This is a genomic window from Paraburkholderia unamae, from assembly GCF_003096875.1.
Classification (GTDB): Bacteria; Pseudomonadota; Gammaproteobacteria; order Burkholderiales; family Burkholderiaceae; genus Paraburkholderia; species Paraburkholderia unamae.
On record NZ_QEOB01000032.1, the window covers coordinates 1 to 14977 of the forward strand.

General features: G+C 68.8%; 12 protein-coding genes. 11 read left to right on the plus strand and 1 reads right to left on the minus strand.

What is annotated here, in order from left to right; genetic code table 11:
* Positions 1-383 precede the first annotated feature (383 nt).
* The 8 genes from C7402_RS40225 (at position 384) to C7402_RS40260 (ending at position 10137) form a co-directional block, all read left to right on the plus strand.
* Positions 384-1052: a TetR/AcrR family transcriptional regulator gene (locus C7402_RS40225; RefSeq protein WP_112177194.1), complete on the plus strand. Its 669-nt coding sequence runs from the start codon at positions 384-386 to the stop codon at positions 1050-1052.
* A gap of 296 nt (positions 1053-1348) precedes the next feature.
* Entirely contained in the window at positions 1349-3022 is a 1674-nt protein-coding gene (locus C7402_RS40230; RefSeq protein WP_116614507.1) for a methyl-accepting chemotaxis protein, read from the plus strand.
* A 13-nt stretch (positions 3023-3035) separates the two neighbouring features.
* Positions 3036-3536, plus strand: coding sequence for a chemotaxis protein CheW (locus tag C7402_RS40235; protein WP_116614508.1), 501 nt, complete (start codon positions 3036-3038; stop codon positions 3534-3536).
* Complete coding sequence (locus C7402_RS40240; protein ID WP_116614509.1) at positions 3533-4990, plus strand: CheR family methyltransferase; 1458 nt, start codon at positions 3533-3535, stop codon at positions 4988-4990. The genes C7402_RS40235 and C7402_RS40240 overlap by 4 nt, the downstream gene beginning before the upstream one ends.
* Positions 4983-5690 carry a chemotaxis protein CheW gene (locus C7402_RS40245; RefSeq protein ID WP_116614558.1) on the plus strand — a complete coding sequence of 236 codons (708 nt, stop codon included), beginning with the start codon at positions 4983-4985 and terminating at the stop codon, positions 5688-5690. Before C7402_RS40240 ends, C7402_RS40245 begins: the two co-directional genes overlap by 8 nt.
* A complete protein-coding gene (locus C7402_RS40250; protein WP_116614510.1) occupies positions 5687-7975 on the plus strand; it encodes a hybrid sensor histidine kinase/response regulator in 2289 nt (762 codons plus the stop codon). Before C7402_RS40245 ends, C7402_RS40250 begins: the two co-directional genes overlap by 4 nt.
* Positions 7972-8997 carry a chemotaxis response regulator protein-glutamate methylesterase gene (cheB, locus tag C7402_RS40255; RefSeq protein ID WP_116614511.1) on the plus strand — a complete coding sequence of 342 codons (1026 nt, stop codon included), beginning with the start codon at positions 7972-7974 and terminating at the stop codon, positions 8995-8997. Before C7402_RS40250 ends, cheB begins: the two co-directional genes overlap by 4 nt.
* 162 nt (positions 8998-9159) lie before the next feature.
* Positions 9160-10137, plus strand: a complete 978-nt coding sequence (locus C7402_RS40260; RefSeq protein WP_208949077.1) for a diguanylate cyclase domain-containing protein — start codon at positions 9160-9162, stop codon at positions 10135-10137.
* A 102-nt stretch (positions 10138-10239) separates the two neighbouring features.
* Here the strand turns inward: C7402_RS40260 and C7402_RS40265 are convergent, their stop codons facing one another.
* Positions 10240-12432, minus strand: a complete 2193-nt coding sequence (locus tag C7402_RS40265; protein ID WP_425273821.1) for an NHL repeat-containing protein — start codon at positions 12430-12432, stop codon at positions 10240-10242.
* Between the two features lie 411 nt (positions 12433-12843).
* Between C7402_RS40265 and C7402_RS40270 the strand changes: the two genes are divergently transcribed.
* The 3 genes from C7402_RS40270 to C7402_RS40280 are packed head-to-tail and all read left to right on the plus strand — an operon-like array spanning position 12844 to position 14955.
* Complete coding sequence (locus C7402_RS40270; RefSeq protein WP_116614514.1) at positions 12844-13557, plus strand: anti-sigma factor; 714 nt, start codon at positions 12844-12846, stop codon at positions 13555-13557.
* Positions 13558-13600: 43 nt separating this feature from the next.
* Positions 13601-14119 carry a sigma-70 family RNA polymerase sigma factor gene (locus C7402_RS40275; RefSeq protein ID WP_112177203.1) on the plus strand — a complete coding sequence of 173 codons (519 nt, stop codon included), beginning with the start codon at positions 13601-13603 and terminating at the stop codon, positions 14117-14119.
* Entirely contained in the window at positions 14116-14955 is an 840-nt protein-coding gene (locus tag C7402_RS40280) for an anti-sigma factor family protein (RefSeq protein WP_116614515.1), read from the plus strand. Before C7402_RS40275 ends, C7402_RS40280 begins: the two co-directional genes overlap by 4 nt.
* The last annotated feature ends 22 nt before the right edge of the window (positions 14956-14977 follow it).

The following is a 14977-nucleotide window of genomic DNA, read 5'->3' on the forward strand; positions in this document are numbered from 1 at the left end:
GTTTGCACCTTCGACAAATCGCCCCATCTCCGCCTCTCGCGCTAACAGGTTGATTCAGTCTAGGCGATCGCACGTGTTTTGACACACCCTCGGCCGGTTCGCGACGCGGGGACTAGAAAAGGACAATTCACGCCGTGAACCGTGATAGACCCACGAATACCCGGATGAACTTAAGACTTTGATTTTGTTGATAAAGTTAACTCTAATATACCGTGAGAAACTAATCAACTTCCCCGCACAGGGGCAACGCTCGCAGACCGACGCGACCACAAGGAAACGCGAAAACCCCGGCCACAAAAGCCCCCCAGCGGCAGCACCGAAGCCCCCCCACCCACCATGCTAGAATCGCCCGCATCCCATCCCTGCTGCGGGCCACAAAAAATATGGCAAGACCGGCGGCCTCGGCCGAACGCAACGATGCTCAATCCGAAAGCCGCCGCAAGTACGATCCCGAGCAGACCAAGCGCAATATCCTCGAAGTCGCGACCGCCGAATTCTCGGCCATGGGTCTCGCAGGCGCGCGCGTAGACGCGATCGCCGAGCGCACCAACACGACCAAGCGCATGCTCTATTACTACTTCGGCAGCAAGGAAGGGCTGTACGAAGCGGTGCTCGACAAGGTCTACGGCGACATCCGCGCGCTCGAACTGGACCTGCACATCGACGAACTGGACCCCGTGGAAGGTCTGCGGCGACTCGTCGAATTCACCTTCGACTATCACGACCGCCATCGCGACTTCGTGCGCCTCGTGACCATCGAGAACATTCACGGCGCGAAGTACATCGAGCGCCTCAAGACTTTCCGCAGCCGCAACGCCAGTGCGATCCGCACGATCGAGGACCTGCTCGCGCGCGGTGTGGCGAGCGGCGCGTTCCGCGAAGACATCGATCCCATCGACCTGCACCTGCTCATCAGCTCGATGTGCTTCCACCGCGTGGGCAACCGCCATACCTTCGGCGCGGCGTTCGGGCGCGATCCGTCGCATCCGCGCCTGCGCGCGCGCCATCGCGAGATGGTCGTCGACGCCACGCTGCGCTTCGTCAAGAAGTAAGCCGGAACCCGCCGCGCAGGCGGGCCGCACGCAAGTGCGCCGATGCGCCGTGCATCGGCGCCAGCCGCGCCGCCCCTCCGAAAACGCTCTTCCAGCACCTTGCCGGCCATTTCAAAATGCCCGGCAAGCCCCGTTTTACGTGGCTGTTCGGCCGTTTGCACTGTCCCAAAAAGTGCGCGAACGCATTACACTACGGCGGTCGAGGCCGCGCGCGCGGCCTCGCCCTGCGCCGCCGCGCCCTGCCTCGCCGGCAGGGGTGGCGCGCCGGTCCCCGCCACCGGAGAGCCCTTAGCGTAATGAGCACCGCCATGCCCCGATCCGGCCACGCCGGCCTTCCGCGACAGACCCAGGGTCGCTTCACCCTCGGCACGCGCATCGTCCTCAGCTTCGGCCTGCTGTTCGTGCTGATGCTCGCGATGGCCGCCATTTCCTACGACCGCCTGCGCTCCATCGACGGCGAGGCGCTCAGCCTCACGCACGATTCGGTGCCGGGCCTGTTCTACGCGACCTCGCTGCGCGCGGCGGCCAACCAGACCTACAGCCTCGTCGAGCGCGCGGCTTTCGTCGATTCCGATCCGGACACGCTCGCGCGCGACCTCGCCAGCCTGCCCGCGGCCGTGACGCAGGTGGAAGAAACCGCGCGGCTGTACGAGCGCTCGGTGTTTCGCAGCGATGACCGCGAGCGCTTCCAGCGCTTTCGCGACGCCTATGCGCGCTATCTGCCGATGGCGACGGCCGTGGCGCACCAGTTGCCCGGCTCGCGTGCGGCGGCGCAAGCCGCGTTCTTGCAGATCGGCCCGGCGTGGCAGGAAGTGCTCAGCACGGCCAACGCGCTCGTGGCGGAAAACCGTCAGCAGGCCGACGACTCCGCGCAAACCATCCGCAGCTCGGTCACGGGCACCGAGATCACGCTCGCCACGGCGCTCGGCGTGGTGCTGCTCGCGGCGCTCGTCACCGGCTACGCGCTCTATCGCGCGATCACCGTGCCGATGGCGCGCCTCGTGGAAGTGCACGATTCCATGCGCACGGGCAACTTTTCGCAGCGGCTGCAACTGAACCGCAGCGACGAATTCGGCGTGCTGGAAGACGGCTTCAACCGCATGAGCGACGAACTCGCGAGTCTCGTGGCCCAGGCGCAGAAGTCGTCGCTCCAGGTCACGACCTCGGTGGCCGAAGTGGCCGCGACCTCGAAGGAACAGCAGGCCACGGCCAGCGAGACGGCGGCCACCACGACCGAGATCGGCGCGACGTCGCGCGAGATTTTCGCCACCGCGCGCGACCTCGTGCGCACCATGAGCGAAGTCGCCACCGTCGCCGAGCAGTCGGCCGGGCTCGCCAGCACGAGCCAGAGCGGCCTCACGCACATGGAAGACACCATGCGCAGCGTGATGGAGGCGGCGGGCTCGGTGAACGCGAAGCTCGCCATCCTCAACGAGAAGGCGGTGAGCATCAACCAGGTGGTCGCGACGATCACGAAGGTGGCCGATCAGACCAATCTGCTTTCGCTGAACGCCGCGATCGAAGCGGAAAAGGCGGGCGAGTACGGGCGCGGTTTCTCGGTGGTCGCCACCGAGATCCGGCGCCTGGCCGACCAGACGGCGGTCGCGACTTACGACATCGAGCAGACCGTGAAGGAGATCCAGTCGGCGGTGTCGGCGGGCGTGATGGGCATGGACAAGTTCGCGGAGGAGGTGCGGCGCGGCATGCACGACGTGCAAGCCGTGGGCGCGCAGCTTTCGCAGATCATCGGCGCGGTGCAGACGCTCGCGCCGCGCTTCCAGGTGGTGAACGACGGCATGCAGGCGCAGGCCACGAGCGCCGAGCAGATCACCCAGGCGCTCACGCAGCTTTCCGAAGCCGCCCAGCAGACGGCGGAGTCGTTGCGCCAGTCGTCGCAGGCCATCGACAATCTCACGCTCGTCGCCAACGAACTGCGCACCGGCGTGTCGCGGTTCAGGATCGAGGCCTGACGCGGGAGCGGCGATGCTCTTCCTGTTGTTCGAACTGGACGGCGAGCGATACGCGCTCGATGCGCGCGAGATCGCGCACGTGCTGCCGCTCGCGCCCGTGCGCGCGTTTCCGGGCACGCCCGCGTATATCGCCGGTGTGATCGACCACGAGGGCGCGCCCGTGCCCGTGGTCGACCTGTCGATGCTTGCGCTCGGGCGGCCCGCGCGCGCGCTCATGTCCACGCGGCTCGTGCTCGTGTACGACCATGACGGCACGGCGGGCTCCCCGGGTTCGTCCGAGCCGCCGCGCTCGCGCCGTCTCGCGTTGCTGCTCGAATGCGCGACCCGCACGCAGTCCATCGCGCCCGAGCGCTTTGCCGAGGGCGGCATCGCCACGCCCGAGGCGCGCTGGCTCGGGCCGGTCGCGCGCGACGAAAGCGGTTTCGTCCAGTGGGTGAAAGTCGCGCAACTGCTCGATGCGCGCGTGCGCGCGCTGCTCTTTCCCGATCCGCCTACGTGGCAAGGTGCGCCATGAGGATGGTCGATCCGCGCTTTGGCGCCTGGCTGCTCGACGAAACCGGCATCGACGCCGAATCGCTCGGCGCGAACGCACTCGCGCGCGCGGTGGGCGCGCGGGCGGCGGCGACCGTGGGCGTGGAAGCGGCCGATGGCTATGGGGTCGCCGCTCACGCCCAGCGCAACGAGTGGGCGAGCGGCGTGGCGTTGCCCGAATGGGCGCGCGAAGCGTACTGGCAACGCCTCACCACCACGCCCGCCGAGCGTCAGGCGCTGATCGACGTGCTCGTCGTGCCCGAGACGTGGTTCTTCCGCGAGCGCGAGGCCTTCGCCGCGCTGGCGCGCCTTGGCGCGAAGCGGCTCGCGGCGCAGCCCGGCGAGGTGCTGCGCGTGCTGAGCGCGCCGTGTTCCAGCGGCGAGGAGCCGTACTCGGCGGCCATGGCGTTGCTCGACGCGGGTCTCGTGCACGAGCAGTTCGCCATCGACGCGATCGACATCAGCGCGCAGTCCATCGCGGCGGCGGCGCGCGGCGTGTATGGCCGCAACGCGTTTCGCGGCGACGGCCTCGCGTTTCGCGAGCGCTACTTCGAGGCGACGCCCGATGGTTGGCGCATTGCGTCGACGGTGCGGCGCGCCGTGACCTTCGAGCGCGCGAACCTGTTCGAATGGCTCGCGCCGCATCCGGTGCGCTATGACTTCATTTTCTGCCGCAACGTGCTGATTTATTTCGACCGCGCCGCGCAGGACCGCGCGATCGGATTGCTGCGCGCGCGGCTCGCCGAAGGCGGCATGATCTTCGTCGGACCGGCGGAAACGGGGCTGATGATGCGGCACGAGATGGCGTCGGCGTATATACCGCTCGCCTTCGGCTTCCGCGTGCCGGCGCCCGAAACGAACGCCGCGCCCGTGCCCGCGCCGCTGCCGGTCATCGCGGCCACGGCCGCCGCGCCCGCGCTCGGCAGCGCGTCGGTGTTCAAGCCGCTCGACGCGCCGGTGGCCGCGCCGGCGCGCCGGCCCGCGCCGCCGCCGCTCGCCCTGCGGCCCTTGCATGGCGCGCCCGCGCCGCGCGCAGCGGCCGTCGTGCGGGTGCCGGCCGCGACCGCGCAGACGGATGCCACGCCCGAGGCCGCGCTCGCGCAGGCGCGGCGTCTCGCCGACGCGGGCTCGCTCGCCGACGCCGAACGCCTCGCCGCCGACGCCGCGAAGGCGCTCGCGCACAATGCCGACACCTGGTACCTGCTCGGCCTCATCGCCGACGCCCAGGGCCGCGCGGCCGAAGCGCACGGGCACTATCGCAAGGCCATCTATCTGGAGCCTTCGCACTACGAAGCACTGACGCATCTGGCCGCGCTGCTCGAAGTGCAGGGCGACGCTGACGGCGCGCGCCGCCTGATGCGCCGCGCACAACGCGCCGCCGAGCAGAACGGGGACGATGAACGCAATGAACGCGACGCGGGAGGCGCGCATGCCTGAACGCGACCTGCTGCCCGACACGGCGCTTGCCAGTCCGCCGCCGTCGATGTGCTGGAAGGTGATCGGCACGCTCGGCGACAACTCGTGCCCGCGCCTCGAACAGTGCGTGCGCTGCCTGAATTGCCCGGTTTTCGAAGACGCCGCCGCGCGCATGCTCGACCGGCCCGCGCCGCCCGTGCAGGCGCTTGCGCCCGCCGTCGCCACGCCCGCGCGCGCGCAAGCGGGGCAACAGGCGGGCAAGGAAGGCTCGCTGGTGTTCCGCGTGGGCGCCGAATGGCTCGCGCTGCCGGCCACCGTCCTGCGCCACGTGGACGAAGCCCGCGCCATCCACACGCTGCCGCACCGGCGCAGCGCCGCCGTGCTCGGCGTGGTGAACGTGCGCGGCGTGCTCACGCTCGCGGCTTCGCTCGCCGCGCTGCTGCATATCGAGCCTGCGGCGTCCGGTGCGTTCGCGGCCGGGCAGCGCGCCGCCACGCCGCGCCTGCTCGTGACGGAATGGGCGGGCGCGACGACGGCGTTTCCCGTGGACGATGTGGAAGGCGTGGCGAGTTTCAGCGCCGACGAATTGTTGCCCGCGCCCGCCACGCTCGCGCAGTCGGCGGGGCGTCACGTGCGCGGCGTGACGAACTGGCGCGCCCGCTCGGTGGGCGTGCTCGACGCCGATGCGCTATTCGATGCGTTGGCAAGGAGTTTGCGATGAGCGACGACGAACTGAGCCGCCGCTCGCTGCTCGACCTGTTCCGCGAGGAAGCGCAGGCGCAAACGCGCACGCTCTCGGCGGGACTGCTCGCGCTCGAGTCCGCGCCCGAACACGCGGCCACGCTCGAAGACTGCATGCGCGCGACGCACTCGCTCAAAGGCGCGGCGCGCATCGTCGGGCTGCCCGAGGCCGTCGAGGTCGCGAGCGCGATGGAGGATTGCTTCGTCGCCGCGCAGCGCGGGGAATTGCGCATCGACGCGGCGCGCATCGACGCGTTGCTCGTCGGCATCGACATGCTGATCGCGGCGGGCGACGCCAGCGCGCCGCCGCTTGCGCACGAGGCGGTGCAGGCGTTCGTCGCGCGGCTCACCGGCTTGGCGTCAACCCCCAACGAGGCGCACGAGGCCGACGCGTTCGCCGCGCTCTCGGCCTCGCTGCGACTGCCCGAGCCGGAACCGGCGCCCGAACTTGAGCCCGAACCCGAACCTGCGGCCGTCGAGCCCATCGTGCCGACACAGCCGCAGCAACCGCGTCCGGCCGATGCCGAGCGCATGCTGCGCGTGCGCGCGGGCACGCTCGACCGGCTGCTCGGCCTCGCGGGCGAATCGCTCGTGGAGTCGCGCCGCATGCGGCCGTTCGCCGATGGCCTGCTGCGCGTGCGCCGCGCGCAGGGCGACGTGCTCGCGGCGCTCGGCCAGTTCCACGAGCGCCACGTCGACGCGCTCGACGCCGACGCACGCATAGCGCTCGCGGGCATTCGCGAAGCGCTCGTCGGGCTCGATCGTCAGCTTTCCGAACGATTCGACGATCTCGACCGCATCGACCGCAGGGGAACGCAGCTCGCGCAACGCCTTTACGACGAAGCGCTGCAATGCCGCATGCGGCCGTTCGGCGACACCGCGCATGCCTATCCGCGCATCGTGCGCGACCTCGCGCGCTCGCTCGGCAAGCGCGTGCGCTTCGCCATTGTCGGCGAGTGGACCCAGGTCGATCGCGACATCCTCGAAATGCTCGACGCGCCGCTCGGCCACCTGCTGCGCAACGCGCTCGATCACGGTATCGAGGACACCGAAACAAGGCGGCGCGCGGGCAAGTCCGAGGAAGCGAGCCTCACGCTGGAGGCGCGCCACAGCGCGGGCAAGCTGCTCATCACCGTGGCCGACGACGGCGCGGGCGTGGATCTCGATGCACTGCGCGCGAGCATCGTCGCGCGCGGTCTCGCGCAGGCCGAGGCGGCCGCCGCGATGTCCGACGCCGAACTGTTCGATTTCCTGCTGCTGCCCGGCTTTTCGATGCGCGACACCGTAACCGACGTGTCGGGGCGCGGTGTGGGCCTCGACGCCGTGCAGAATTTCGCGAAGGCGGTGCGCGGCACCGTGCGCATCGAAAGCACGGCCGGGCAGGGCACGCGTTTCGTGCTGCAACTGCCGCTCACGCTTTCGGTGGTGCGCAGCCTCATCGTCGAAGTCGCGGGCGAAGCCTATGCGTTCCCGCTCGCACATGTGCGCCGCGCGCTCAGCGTGCCGCGCCACGCGATCGAGATGCTCGAAGGTCAGCAGCACATCCCGTTCGAAGGGCGGCCCGTGGGCCTCGTGACCGCGCGCCAGTTGCTCGGCGCGCTCGCCGAGCCGAACGCGACGGGCGACCTGAACGTCGTGCTCGTGGGTGGCGAAACGGGCCTCTATGGCGTGGCCGTGGACCGCTTCGCGGGCGAGCGCACGCTCGCCGTGCAGCCGCTCGACGCGCGTCTGGGCAAGGTGCGCAATGTCATGGCCGCGGCGCTGCTCGAAGACGGCGCGGTGGCGCTCATCGTCGACGTGGAGGATATCGTGGCCTCGGTGGGCCGCCTCGTGCGTGACGGACAGCTCGCGGGCGTGGCGCGCGGCGGCCACGATGCGGTGCGCGCGCGCAAGCGGATTCTCGTTGTCGAGGACTCCTTGACGGTGCGGGAGCTGGAGCGCAAGCTGCTCGAAAAGCGCGGCTACGAGGTGACGGTGGCCGTGGACGGCATGGATGGCTGGAACACCTTGCGCAACGCGCGCTTCGACCTCGTGATCACCGACGTGGACATGCCGCGCATGGACGGCATCGAACTCGTCACGATGATCAAGGGCGACGCGCAGCATCGCAACGTGCCGGTGATGATCGTCTCGTACAAGGATCGCGAAGACGACCGGCGGCGCGGCCTCGACGCCGGCGCCGACTACTATTTGACCAAGGGCAGCTTCCACGACGAGGCGCTGCTCGACGCCGTGAACGATTTGATCGGGGAGGCGACGGGATGAAGATCGGTATCGCCAACGACATGCCGCTGGCCGTCGAGGCGCTGCGCCTCGCCATCGCCACGCGGCCGGGCCACCGCGTGCTGTGGGTCGCCGCGAATGGGGAAGAGGCCGTGCAGTTCTGCGCGGCGCAAGTGCCCGACGTGATCCTCATGGATCTCGTCATGCCGAAGGTGGACGGTGTGGAGGCCACGCGGCGGATCATGGCGCGCTCGCCGTGCCCGATCCTGATCGTCACGAGCAGCGTGGGCGCGAACGCCTGGCGCGTGTACGAGGCGATGGGCGCGGGCGCGCTCGACGCTGTCGACACGCCCACGCTCGCGGGCCCGGACGCGCGCCGCACGATGGATTTGCTGCTCGCGAAGATCGAGCAGATCGGGCGCGTGTCCGGCGCGCTCGACATGGCCGCGCGCGGGGCCGCAATCGCGGCGTCCGGCGCGCAGAGCGCGCCCCTCGTTGCGATCGGCGCCTCGGCGGGCGGGCCCAGCGCGCTCGCCGCCGTGCTCGGCGCGTTGCCCGCCGACTTCGGCGCGGGCATCGTGATCGTGCAGCACGTGGATCAGTCGTTCGCGGCGGGCATGGCGAGCTGGCTCGACGGCCAGACGGCGCTCACGGTGCGCATCGCGCTGGAGGGCGAGCGGCCCGCGCCCGGTTGCGCGCTGCTCGCCGCCACCAACGATCATCTGCGCATGACAGCGCATGGCAAGCTGGCTTACACTCGCGAGCCTGCCGACACGCCTTACCGCCCCTCCGTGGACACGTTCTTTCACAGCCTCGTCGAGCACTGGGCGGGCGAGGCGATCGGCGTGCTGCTCACGGGCATGGGACGCGACGGCGCGATCGGGCTGAAAGCGATGCGTGCCAAGGGCTGGCACACGATCGCCCAGGACGAGGCCACCAGCGCCGTGTACGGCATGCCGAAGGCCGCGGCCGCGCTGTTCGCCGCACGCGCGATCCTGCCGCTCGACGCGATTGCTCCCGAGCTTGCGGGCCGGGTCAAACCACTGAATTCATCTGCCGGCTAGCCGCCATTCATCACGAGACGCACCGACATCATGACTGAGAAGTCCACACTTCCTGCCAACGCCAGCCTCGACACCGGCGGACCCGACGACGCTTCGCTCGCGGTCGCGCTGGAAGCCGTGCGCAGCGCGCTCGAGCAAACCCTGCCCGCCGCCGACACGCCGATGATGGTGCTGCTCGTCGACGACCAGGCGATCGTGGCCGAGGCCGTGCGCCGGGCGCTGGCGAGCGAGCGTGAGATCGACTTCCACTACTGTGCGCATCCCGAGCAGGCGGTGCGCACGGCGGAGGAAGTGCGCCCGACGGTGATCTTGCAGGACCTCGTGATGCCGGGCACCGACGGCTTGACGCTCGTGCGCGCCTACCGCGCGAACGAGGCGACGCGTGACGTGCCGATCATCGTGCTTTCCACGAAGGACGAGCCCGCCATCAAGAGCGCGGCGTTCGCCTCGGGTGCGAACGACTATCTGGTGAAGCTGCCCGACAGCGTCGAACTCATCGCGCGAGTGAAATATCATTCGCGATCCTATGTCAACATGCTCCAGCGCGACGAGGCTTATCGCGCGTTGCGCCGCTCGCAGCAGGAGCTGCTCAAGGCGAATCTGGAGTTGCGTCGCCTCACGCATTCGGACGGGCTCACGGGACTCTCGAACCGCCGCTATCTGGACGAATTCCTGAGCGCCGAGTGGAAGCGCGCGCTGCGCGAGCATACCGAAGTCTCGCTGCTGATGATCGACGTGGACTATTTCAAGCCCTATAACGACACGTATGGCCACGTGGCAGGCGACAACGTGTTGCGCTCGGTGGCGACCACGATCCGCCGCGAGATACGCCAGCCGCGCGACCTCGTGGCGCGCTTTGGCGGCGAGGAATTCGCCGTGGTGCTGCCGGGCAGCGGCAGCGCGGGCGCGCGCCTGCTCGCCGAGAAAATGCGCCGCGACGTGGCTGCGCTGGCGTTGCCGCACGTCGGCTCCGCCGTGAGCGAGCACCTCACCATCAGCGTGGGCGTGGCGACGCTCACGCCCACGCCAGGACTCGCGGAAACGGCGCTCATCGAAGAAGCCGACGCCGCGCTCTACCGCGCCAAGCGCGACGGGCGCAATCGCGTGGCGTTTTCCACGCAGGTTTCGGGCCGTCATTGAAGGGCGTTGCTAGCTGACGGTACGTACGCGCAGGCGCCCGCTCTTCTGGGGTGCGTACGAACTGACCGGCGACGCCGCACGATGAGCTCAGGTGGCTAACTCCTACCCTGGCGTCCACTCGTACATGAGAATCTTGGCCCGGGCGTCGTCCTCAACGAGCACCACATAGTCGCCGTTGTCGCGCTGCGCGGCGCTGATGCCCATATAGATATCCACCCACCCGGTGGTGCTGCCCACGTTCGCTCCCGGTGTCATCGAGCCGACCATCTGGCCGCTGCGCGTGTCGTACACATCCACGCGCGGCGTGTAAAGCTCCGCGATGAACACATAGTTGCCCGCCACCGCTATCCCGACGGTCGTGACCTGCGGATTGCCGCTCGTGTTCCACGGCAGCGAAGCCTGCCACGTGAGCGTGGGCGAGCCGCTCGACCAGTTGTCGTAGCGCGCGAGCACCGGCCCGGCCTCTTTCCAGAGCGACGCGTTCCACGGTATGGCGGCGGTGAAGCCCGTGATGTACATCGTATCGGTTTCGGCCACATACACGATGCGCGCAATGCGGTTGAACGGCGCGGGCATCGCGAACATCTTCGACGATGCGTAGGTGTACTGGGGATTGCCGTTCGCGTCGAGCCCCTGAAGCGGCATCTCGCGAATGCCCGATGCGGGCGTGGCGAGCCACACGTTGCCGGGCGTATCGACCCACCAGTAGCCATTGCCGACTGTCGCGCCCGTCGAAGGGTTCGAGGTGATTTCGTCGGCGCTCACCTTGCCGTCGCCGTTCGCGTCGCGCCACATCCATTCGCCGTAGGTGGGCTGGCCCGCGGGCCAGTTCCCCGGCAGCGGATTTTGGGCGAGGAAGCCCGAGGGAATCGCGACTTCGCCATCGGTCGCGGGCGAAAAGCGGTAGACGTTCAGGTAGTGCGCGTACTGGTCGAGCGTGTAGAGGAACAACTGCCCGTTGAAGCGGCGCACCATGGGCGAGCCGCGCGCGCCGCGCGTGGAGTGCAGCGCGGGATCGTCCGGATAGGCGAAGCGGTTGAGCGTGAAGCCCGCGTAGGTCCATTGCTTGCCCGGCGGCTGGCTGTAGTCGAGCGCGAAGCGCTTCGAGCCGGTGTAGACGTTGGCCGCGTTGGCGGGGTCGAAGGCGGCCGCATCGACGAACGTGAGGCCATCGAGGCGCCAGCCCAGTGAGCGCGCGCCCATCGCGTAGCTTTCGAGCACGGCCCCCTGGCCCACGAGCGCGGTGCCGAACGGGCGCAACCCCTGGCCGTTCTGCGCGACGTACAGATTGCCCGCCTGGTCATAGCCGATGCCCGTGATGCCGTTGAAGCGCCAGTCGCCGGGCGTGCCCTCTACGACATGAAAAATACCCTGGCGCGTGCCGAGCGCGCCGGCCGCCGCCATCTGCCCATTCGACGCGCGGCTGTAGAGCAGGATTTGCTGCGAGGGTCCGTTGTCGGCAATCGAAAGCTGGCCCGAGGGCGCAAAGGCGAGGTCGGTGGGCACGGTGCCCGAGGGCAGCGCGGGCGCGTCGTTCAGCGCGGTGCCGTCCGCGCGATAGTGGCCGATGCTCGCGCCGCTCGCGTCCTGCATGCCCTGGACTACCCAGAGCGTGCCGTCGGCGCCAAGCGCGATGCGCCCGGGCGAGGGCACGGTGAACGAGCGCAGTTGGCGCATCGTCTGCGCGTCGTAGACCACGATGCGGTTGTCGGCGGTATCGGCCACATAGAGTTCGGTGTCGGTGGCGGCAAGGCCGCGCACGGCGCCGTCCGTGCTGCTCGAAGCCGCGAGCACGCGCAGGAAGCTGTTCTTCGTCGCGTTGGCGCTGTTGCCGATGCCGCTCGTGAACGGCGCGCCTTGCGCCACGTTCGAACGCAACCGGCGCGTCACGCCGAACCACGTCTGGTTAGCGGGCGGATAGTCCGCGCCCACGAGGCCGTTGTTCTGATTGCCGATCGACATCGCGGCGTACACATAGGTGCTGTTCACGGCGATGGCGTCGCCGCCCGCGTTGCCCCAGCCATGCGTGTTGGCGCCCACGGCGAGCTTGTCGCCGCCGCGATAGACGCCGATCTCGCTGCCGCTTTCATCCCAGGGCGCGTTGGCGTAGACGGTGCCGTCGGGCGCGACCGCGATCGCTTCGACGTCTTGCTGCATCCACTTGCCGTCGCCGAAACCGAAGCTGTTGCCGATCCAGGACGTGGTGTAGTTGAGCGTGCTCTGCGCGACGCATGGCTGAAATGCGAGACCTTGCAGCGCGAACGACAAGGCGGTCAGGCGTGTGGCGAATTTCACTTGTATCCCCGTAATTGCAAAGCTGCCGCAAGGCGCGCGGCAGCAGGGCGTGATGCTCGCACGTGGATGTAAGGAAATAATTCGAACAATATTCAGCGCGGATAACAGGCAATTTTTTTATGCGGATGCGATGAGCACGCAGCCGTTCACATCGCGTTGACGGGTTCGATGCATGCAAAACGAATTTGCCTGGCAATCCGAATTAATGACATGACTGTCATGTAGAACGGAGTGTCGCAGAGAGACCAACGCCGCCGCGGGCCGAGCGCTTTCCCGTTTCACTTGCCGCGAGTAATATGGCACTAATTTACTGCCGATTCCGCGTTCGACTCGTTATTTCGAATCACGGCGGGAATAATTGCCGCGGCGGCGTGTTAGTCCGGCATCTCCACCCAGCATTGCGCCACGATCATGAAGTTCCGCGGGCCGCTCGACGAGCCGCCGGTTTCCGAAGCCGATATTCAGGCCTATAGCGACGGCACGCTTGCCGGCGCGCGTGCGGCAAGCGTGCGGCGCTACCTCGCGGGCCGGCCCGGCGAGTGGCGGCGCATTCTGTTTTACCGGCGCCTGAACGCGCAGATCCGCGATGCGTACCCCGCGCAGGCGGCGCAGCCGCACGGCGCGCCCGCCCGGCCGAGGCGCGCATTGCGCTACGCTATGGCTCTCGCGGCGGCGCTCGCGCTGGCCGGTGCGGCGCTGGCGTGGGTCTCGGCGTCGGACCCGTCGCAGCAGATGCTGAACGACGCCGCAGTGATGGCGCTCATGGAGGCGGCGAACGCCGGCCCGGAGGCGGCCGTGGACGCCGCGGTGCAACCGCCGTTCAATTTTGGCCCGGCCGGCCTCACCTACGTGGGCGGCGGCGAGGTGAAGGTCGGCCCGTTCGCGCGGGCGCAGCGCTATGTGTACGAAAACAACGAAGGCGAGCGTGTGGTGCTGCTCGGCGCGCCCGCCTGGCTCGCGGGCGCGGCGCCGCAGTGGAGCGCTCATCGCGCGGGGCCGCTGCGGCTCCTGATGTGGCGCGAGCACGGCACGCGCTGGGTGCTCGCGGGCAACGCGCAAACGCACGGGCTCATGCGCGCGGCGGACCTCGCGACGATGCCGTCGCGCGACGGCGGCGCACCGTGAGCGCATTTGAGGATGCAAACCGGGATGCAACCCAGGATGAAACATGGACATCCGTGACGAGCTGATAGAACACGTGCCGCGCCTGCGACGCTACGCGCGCGCACTGATCAACAACCGCGAGCTGGCCGACGACCTCGTGCAGGACACGCTGGAGCGCGCCATCGCCCGCACGGAGCTGTTTCGCTCGGGCACCGACCTGCGCGCCTGGCTTTTCACGATCATGCACAACATCTTCGTGAACCAGGTGCGCAAGTCGGCGTCGCGCGGCGCGCACGTTTCGGTGGACGACGAGAGCGTGCCCGAGGCCGACTATGCCGTGCCCGCGAGCCAGATGGGCACGCTGGAGGTGCGCGATCTCGACTACGCGCTGCAACGCCTGCCCGTCGAGCAGCGCGAGGTGGTGCTTCTGGTGGGGCTGGAGGAAATGAGTTACGCCGACGTCGCATTGGCGCTCGACATACCGATCGGCACGGTCATGTCGCGTCTGTCGAGGGGACGTGAGCGCCTGCGCGCGCTCATGGCCGGTTCCGTCCCGCGTGCGAACCTGAAGGTGGTGCGATGAGCGAGCAACAAAACCCAGTCACGCAAGACGAGATTCACGCCTACGTGGACGGCACGCTTTCCGAGGCGCGCCGCGCCGATGTGGAGCGCGAGCTCGAACGCAACCCCGATCTCGCCGCGCGCGCGAGCGACTTCTTCGCGCTCAACAACCTGCTGCACGAGCGCTACGACCGCGTGCTCAACGAGCCGCTGCCCGCGCGCTTGCGCGTGGCCGCGCCGCAGCCCGAGCAAATCAAGGTGCGCCCGGCGGCCAACTGGTCGCGCTTCGCGGGCCTCGCGGCCACGCTCGTGCTGGGCGTGGGGATCGGCTGGGGCATGCACTACGGCATGGGCGGTGCAGGGGGCGTCGGCACGCCGGGCGGCGCGGGTGGCGGCGAGCTGCATGCGGTGAGCGCGGATGGCACGGAGCGCCTGGCTCAGCAAGCGGCGCTCGCGCACGTCGTCTACATGCCGACGGTGGCGCGCCCCGACACGATGGACGACAGCCAGGAGCAGGACTTCGTGAAGTGGCTCGCCGGCCGTCTCGGCACCAACGTGCGCGCGCCGATGCTCGCGAAGAGCGGCTTCGAACTTTCGGGCGGCCGCTTGCTGCCCGGCGACGATGGCGAAGTCGCACAGTTCATGTATCACAACGCCCAGGGCGAACGCGTGACGCTGTGCATCTCGCACCGCAAGGCGAGCGCCAACACCACCGCGTTCAAGCTCTACGAGGACGGCCCCGTGAACGTCTTCTACTGGGTGGACGGCGACTTCGGCTACGCGCTTTCAGGCGGTATCGACCGCAAGGTGCTGCTGCAACTCGCGCACGATGTCTACGCGCAACTCACGCCGCGCTGAGCGCGTGGCGTGAGTTGAGCTT

What these genes read in the sequence shown, in the direction of transcription:
- C7402_RS40245 (WP_116614558.1), top strand. Translation starts at nt 4,983, where the DNA reads ATGCCTGAACGCGACCTGCTGCCCGACACGGCGCTTGCCAGTCCGCCG.
- C7402_RS40235 (WP_116614508.1), top strand. Translation starts at nt 3,036, where the DNA reads ATGCTCTTCCTGTTGTTCGAACTGGACGGCGAGCGATACGCGCTCGAT.
- C7402_RS40225 (WP_112177194.1), top strand. Translation starts at nt 384, where the DNA reads ATGGCAAGACCGGCGGCCTCGGCCGAACGCAACGATGCTCAATCCGAA.
- C7402_RS40270 (WP_116614514.1), top strand. Translation starts at nt 12,844, where the DNA reads ATGAAGTTCCGCGGGCCGCTCGACGAGCCGCCGGTTTCCGAAGCCGAT.
- cheB (WP_116614511.1), top strand. Translation starts at nt 7,972, where the DNA reads ATGAAGATCGGTATCGCCAACGACATGCCGCTGGCCGTCGAGGCGCTG.
- C7402_RS40230 (WP_116614507.1), top strand. Translation starts at nt 1,349, where the DNA reads ATGAGCACCGCCATGCCCCGATCCGGCCACGCCGGCCTTCCGCGACAG.
- C7402_RS40275 (WP_112177203.1), top strand. Translation starts at nt 13,601, where the DNA reads ATGGACATCCGTGACGAGCTGATAGAACACGTGCCGCGCCTGCGACGC.
- C7402_RS40280 (WP_116614515.1), top strand. Translation starts at nt 14,116, where the DNA reads ATGAGCGAGCAACAAAACCCAGTCACGCAAGACGAGATTCACGCCTAC.
- C7402_RS40250 (WP_116614510.1), top strand. Translation starts at nt 5,687, where the DNA reads ATGAGCGACGACGAACTGAGCCGCCGCTCGCTGCTCGACCTGTTCCGC.
- C7402_RS40260 (WP_208949077.1), top strand. Translation starts at nt 9,160, where the DNA reads ATGATGGTGCTGCTCGTCGACGACCAGGCGATCGTGGCCGAGGCCGTG.
- C7402_RS40240 (WP_116614509.1), top strand. Translation starts at nt 3,533, where the DNA reads ATGAGGATGGTCGATCCGCGCTTTGGCGCCTGGCTGCTCGACGAAACC.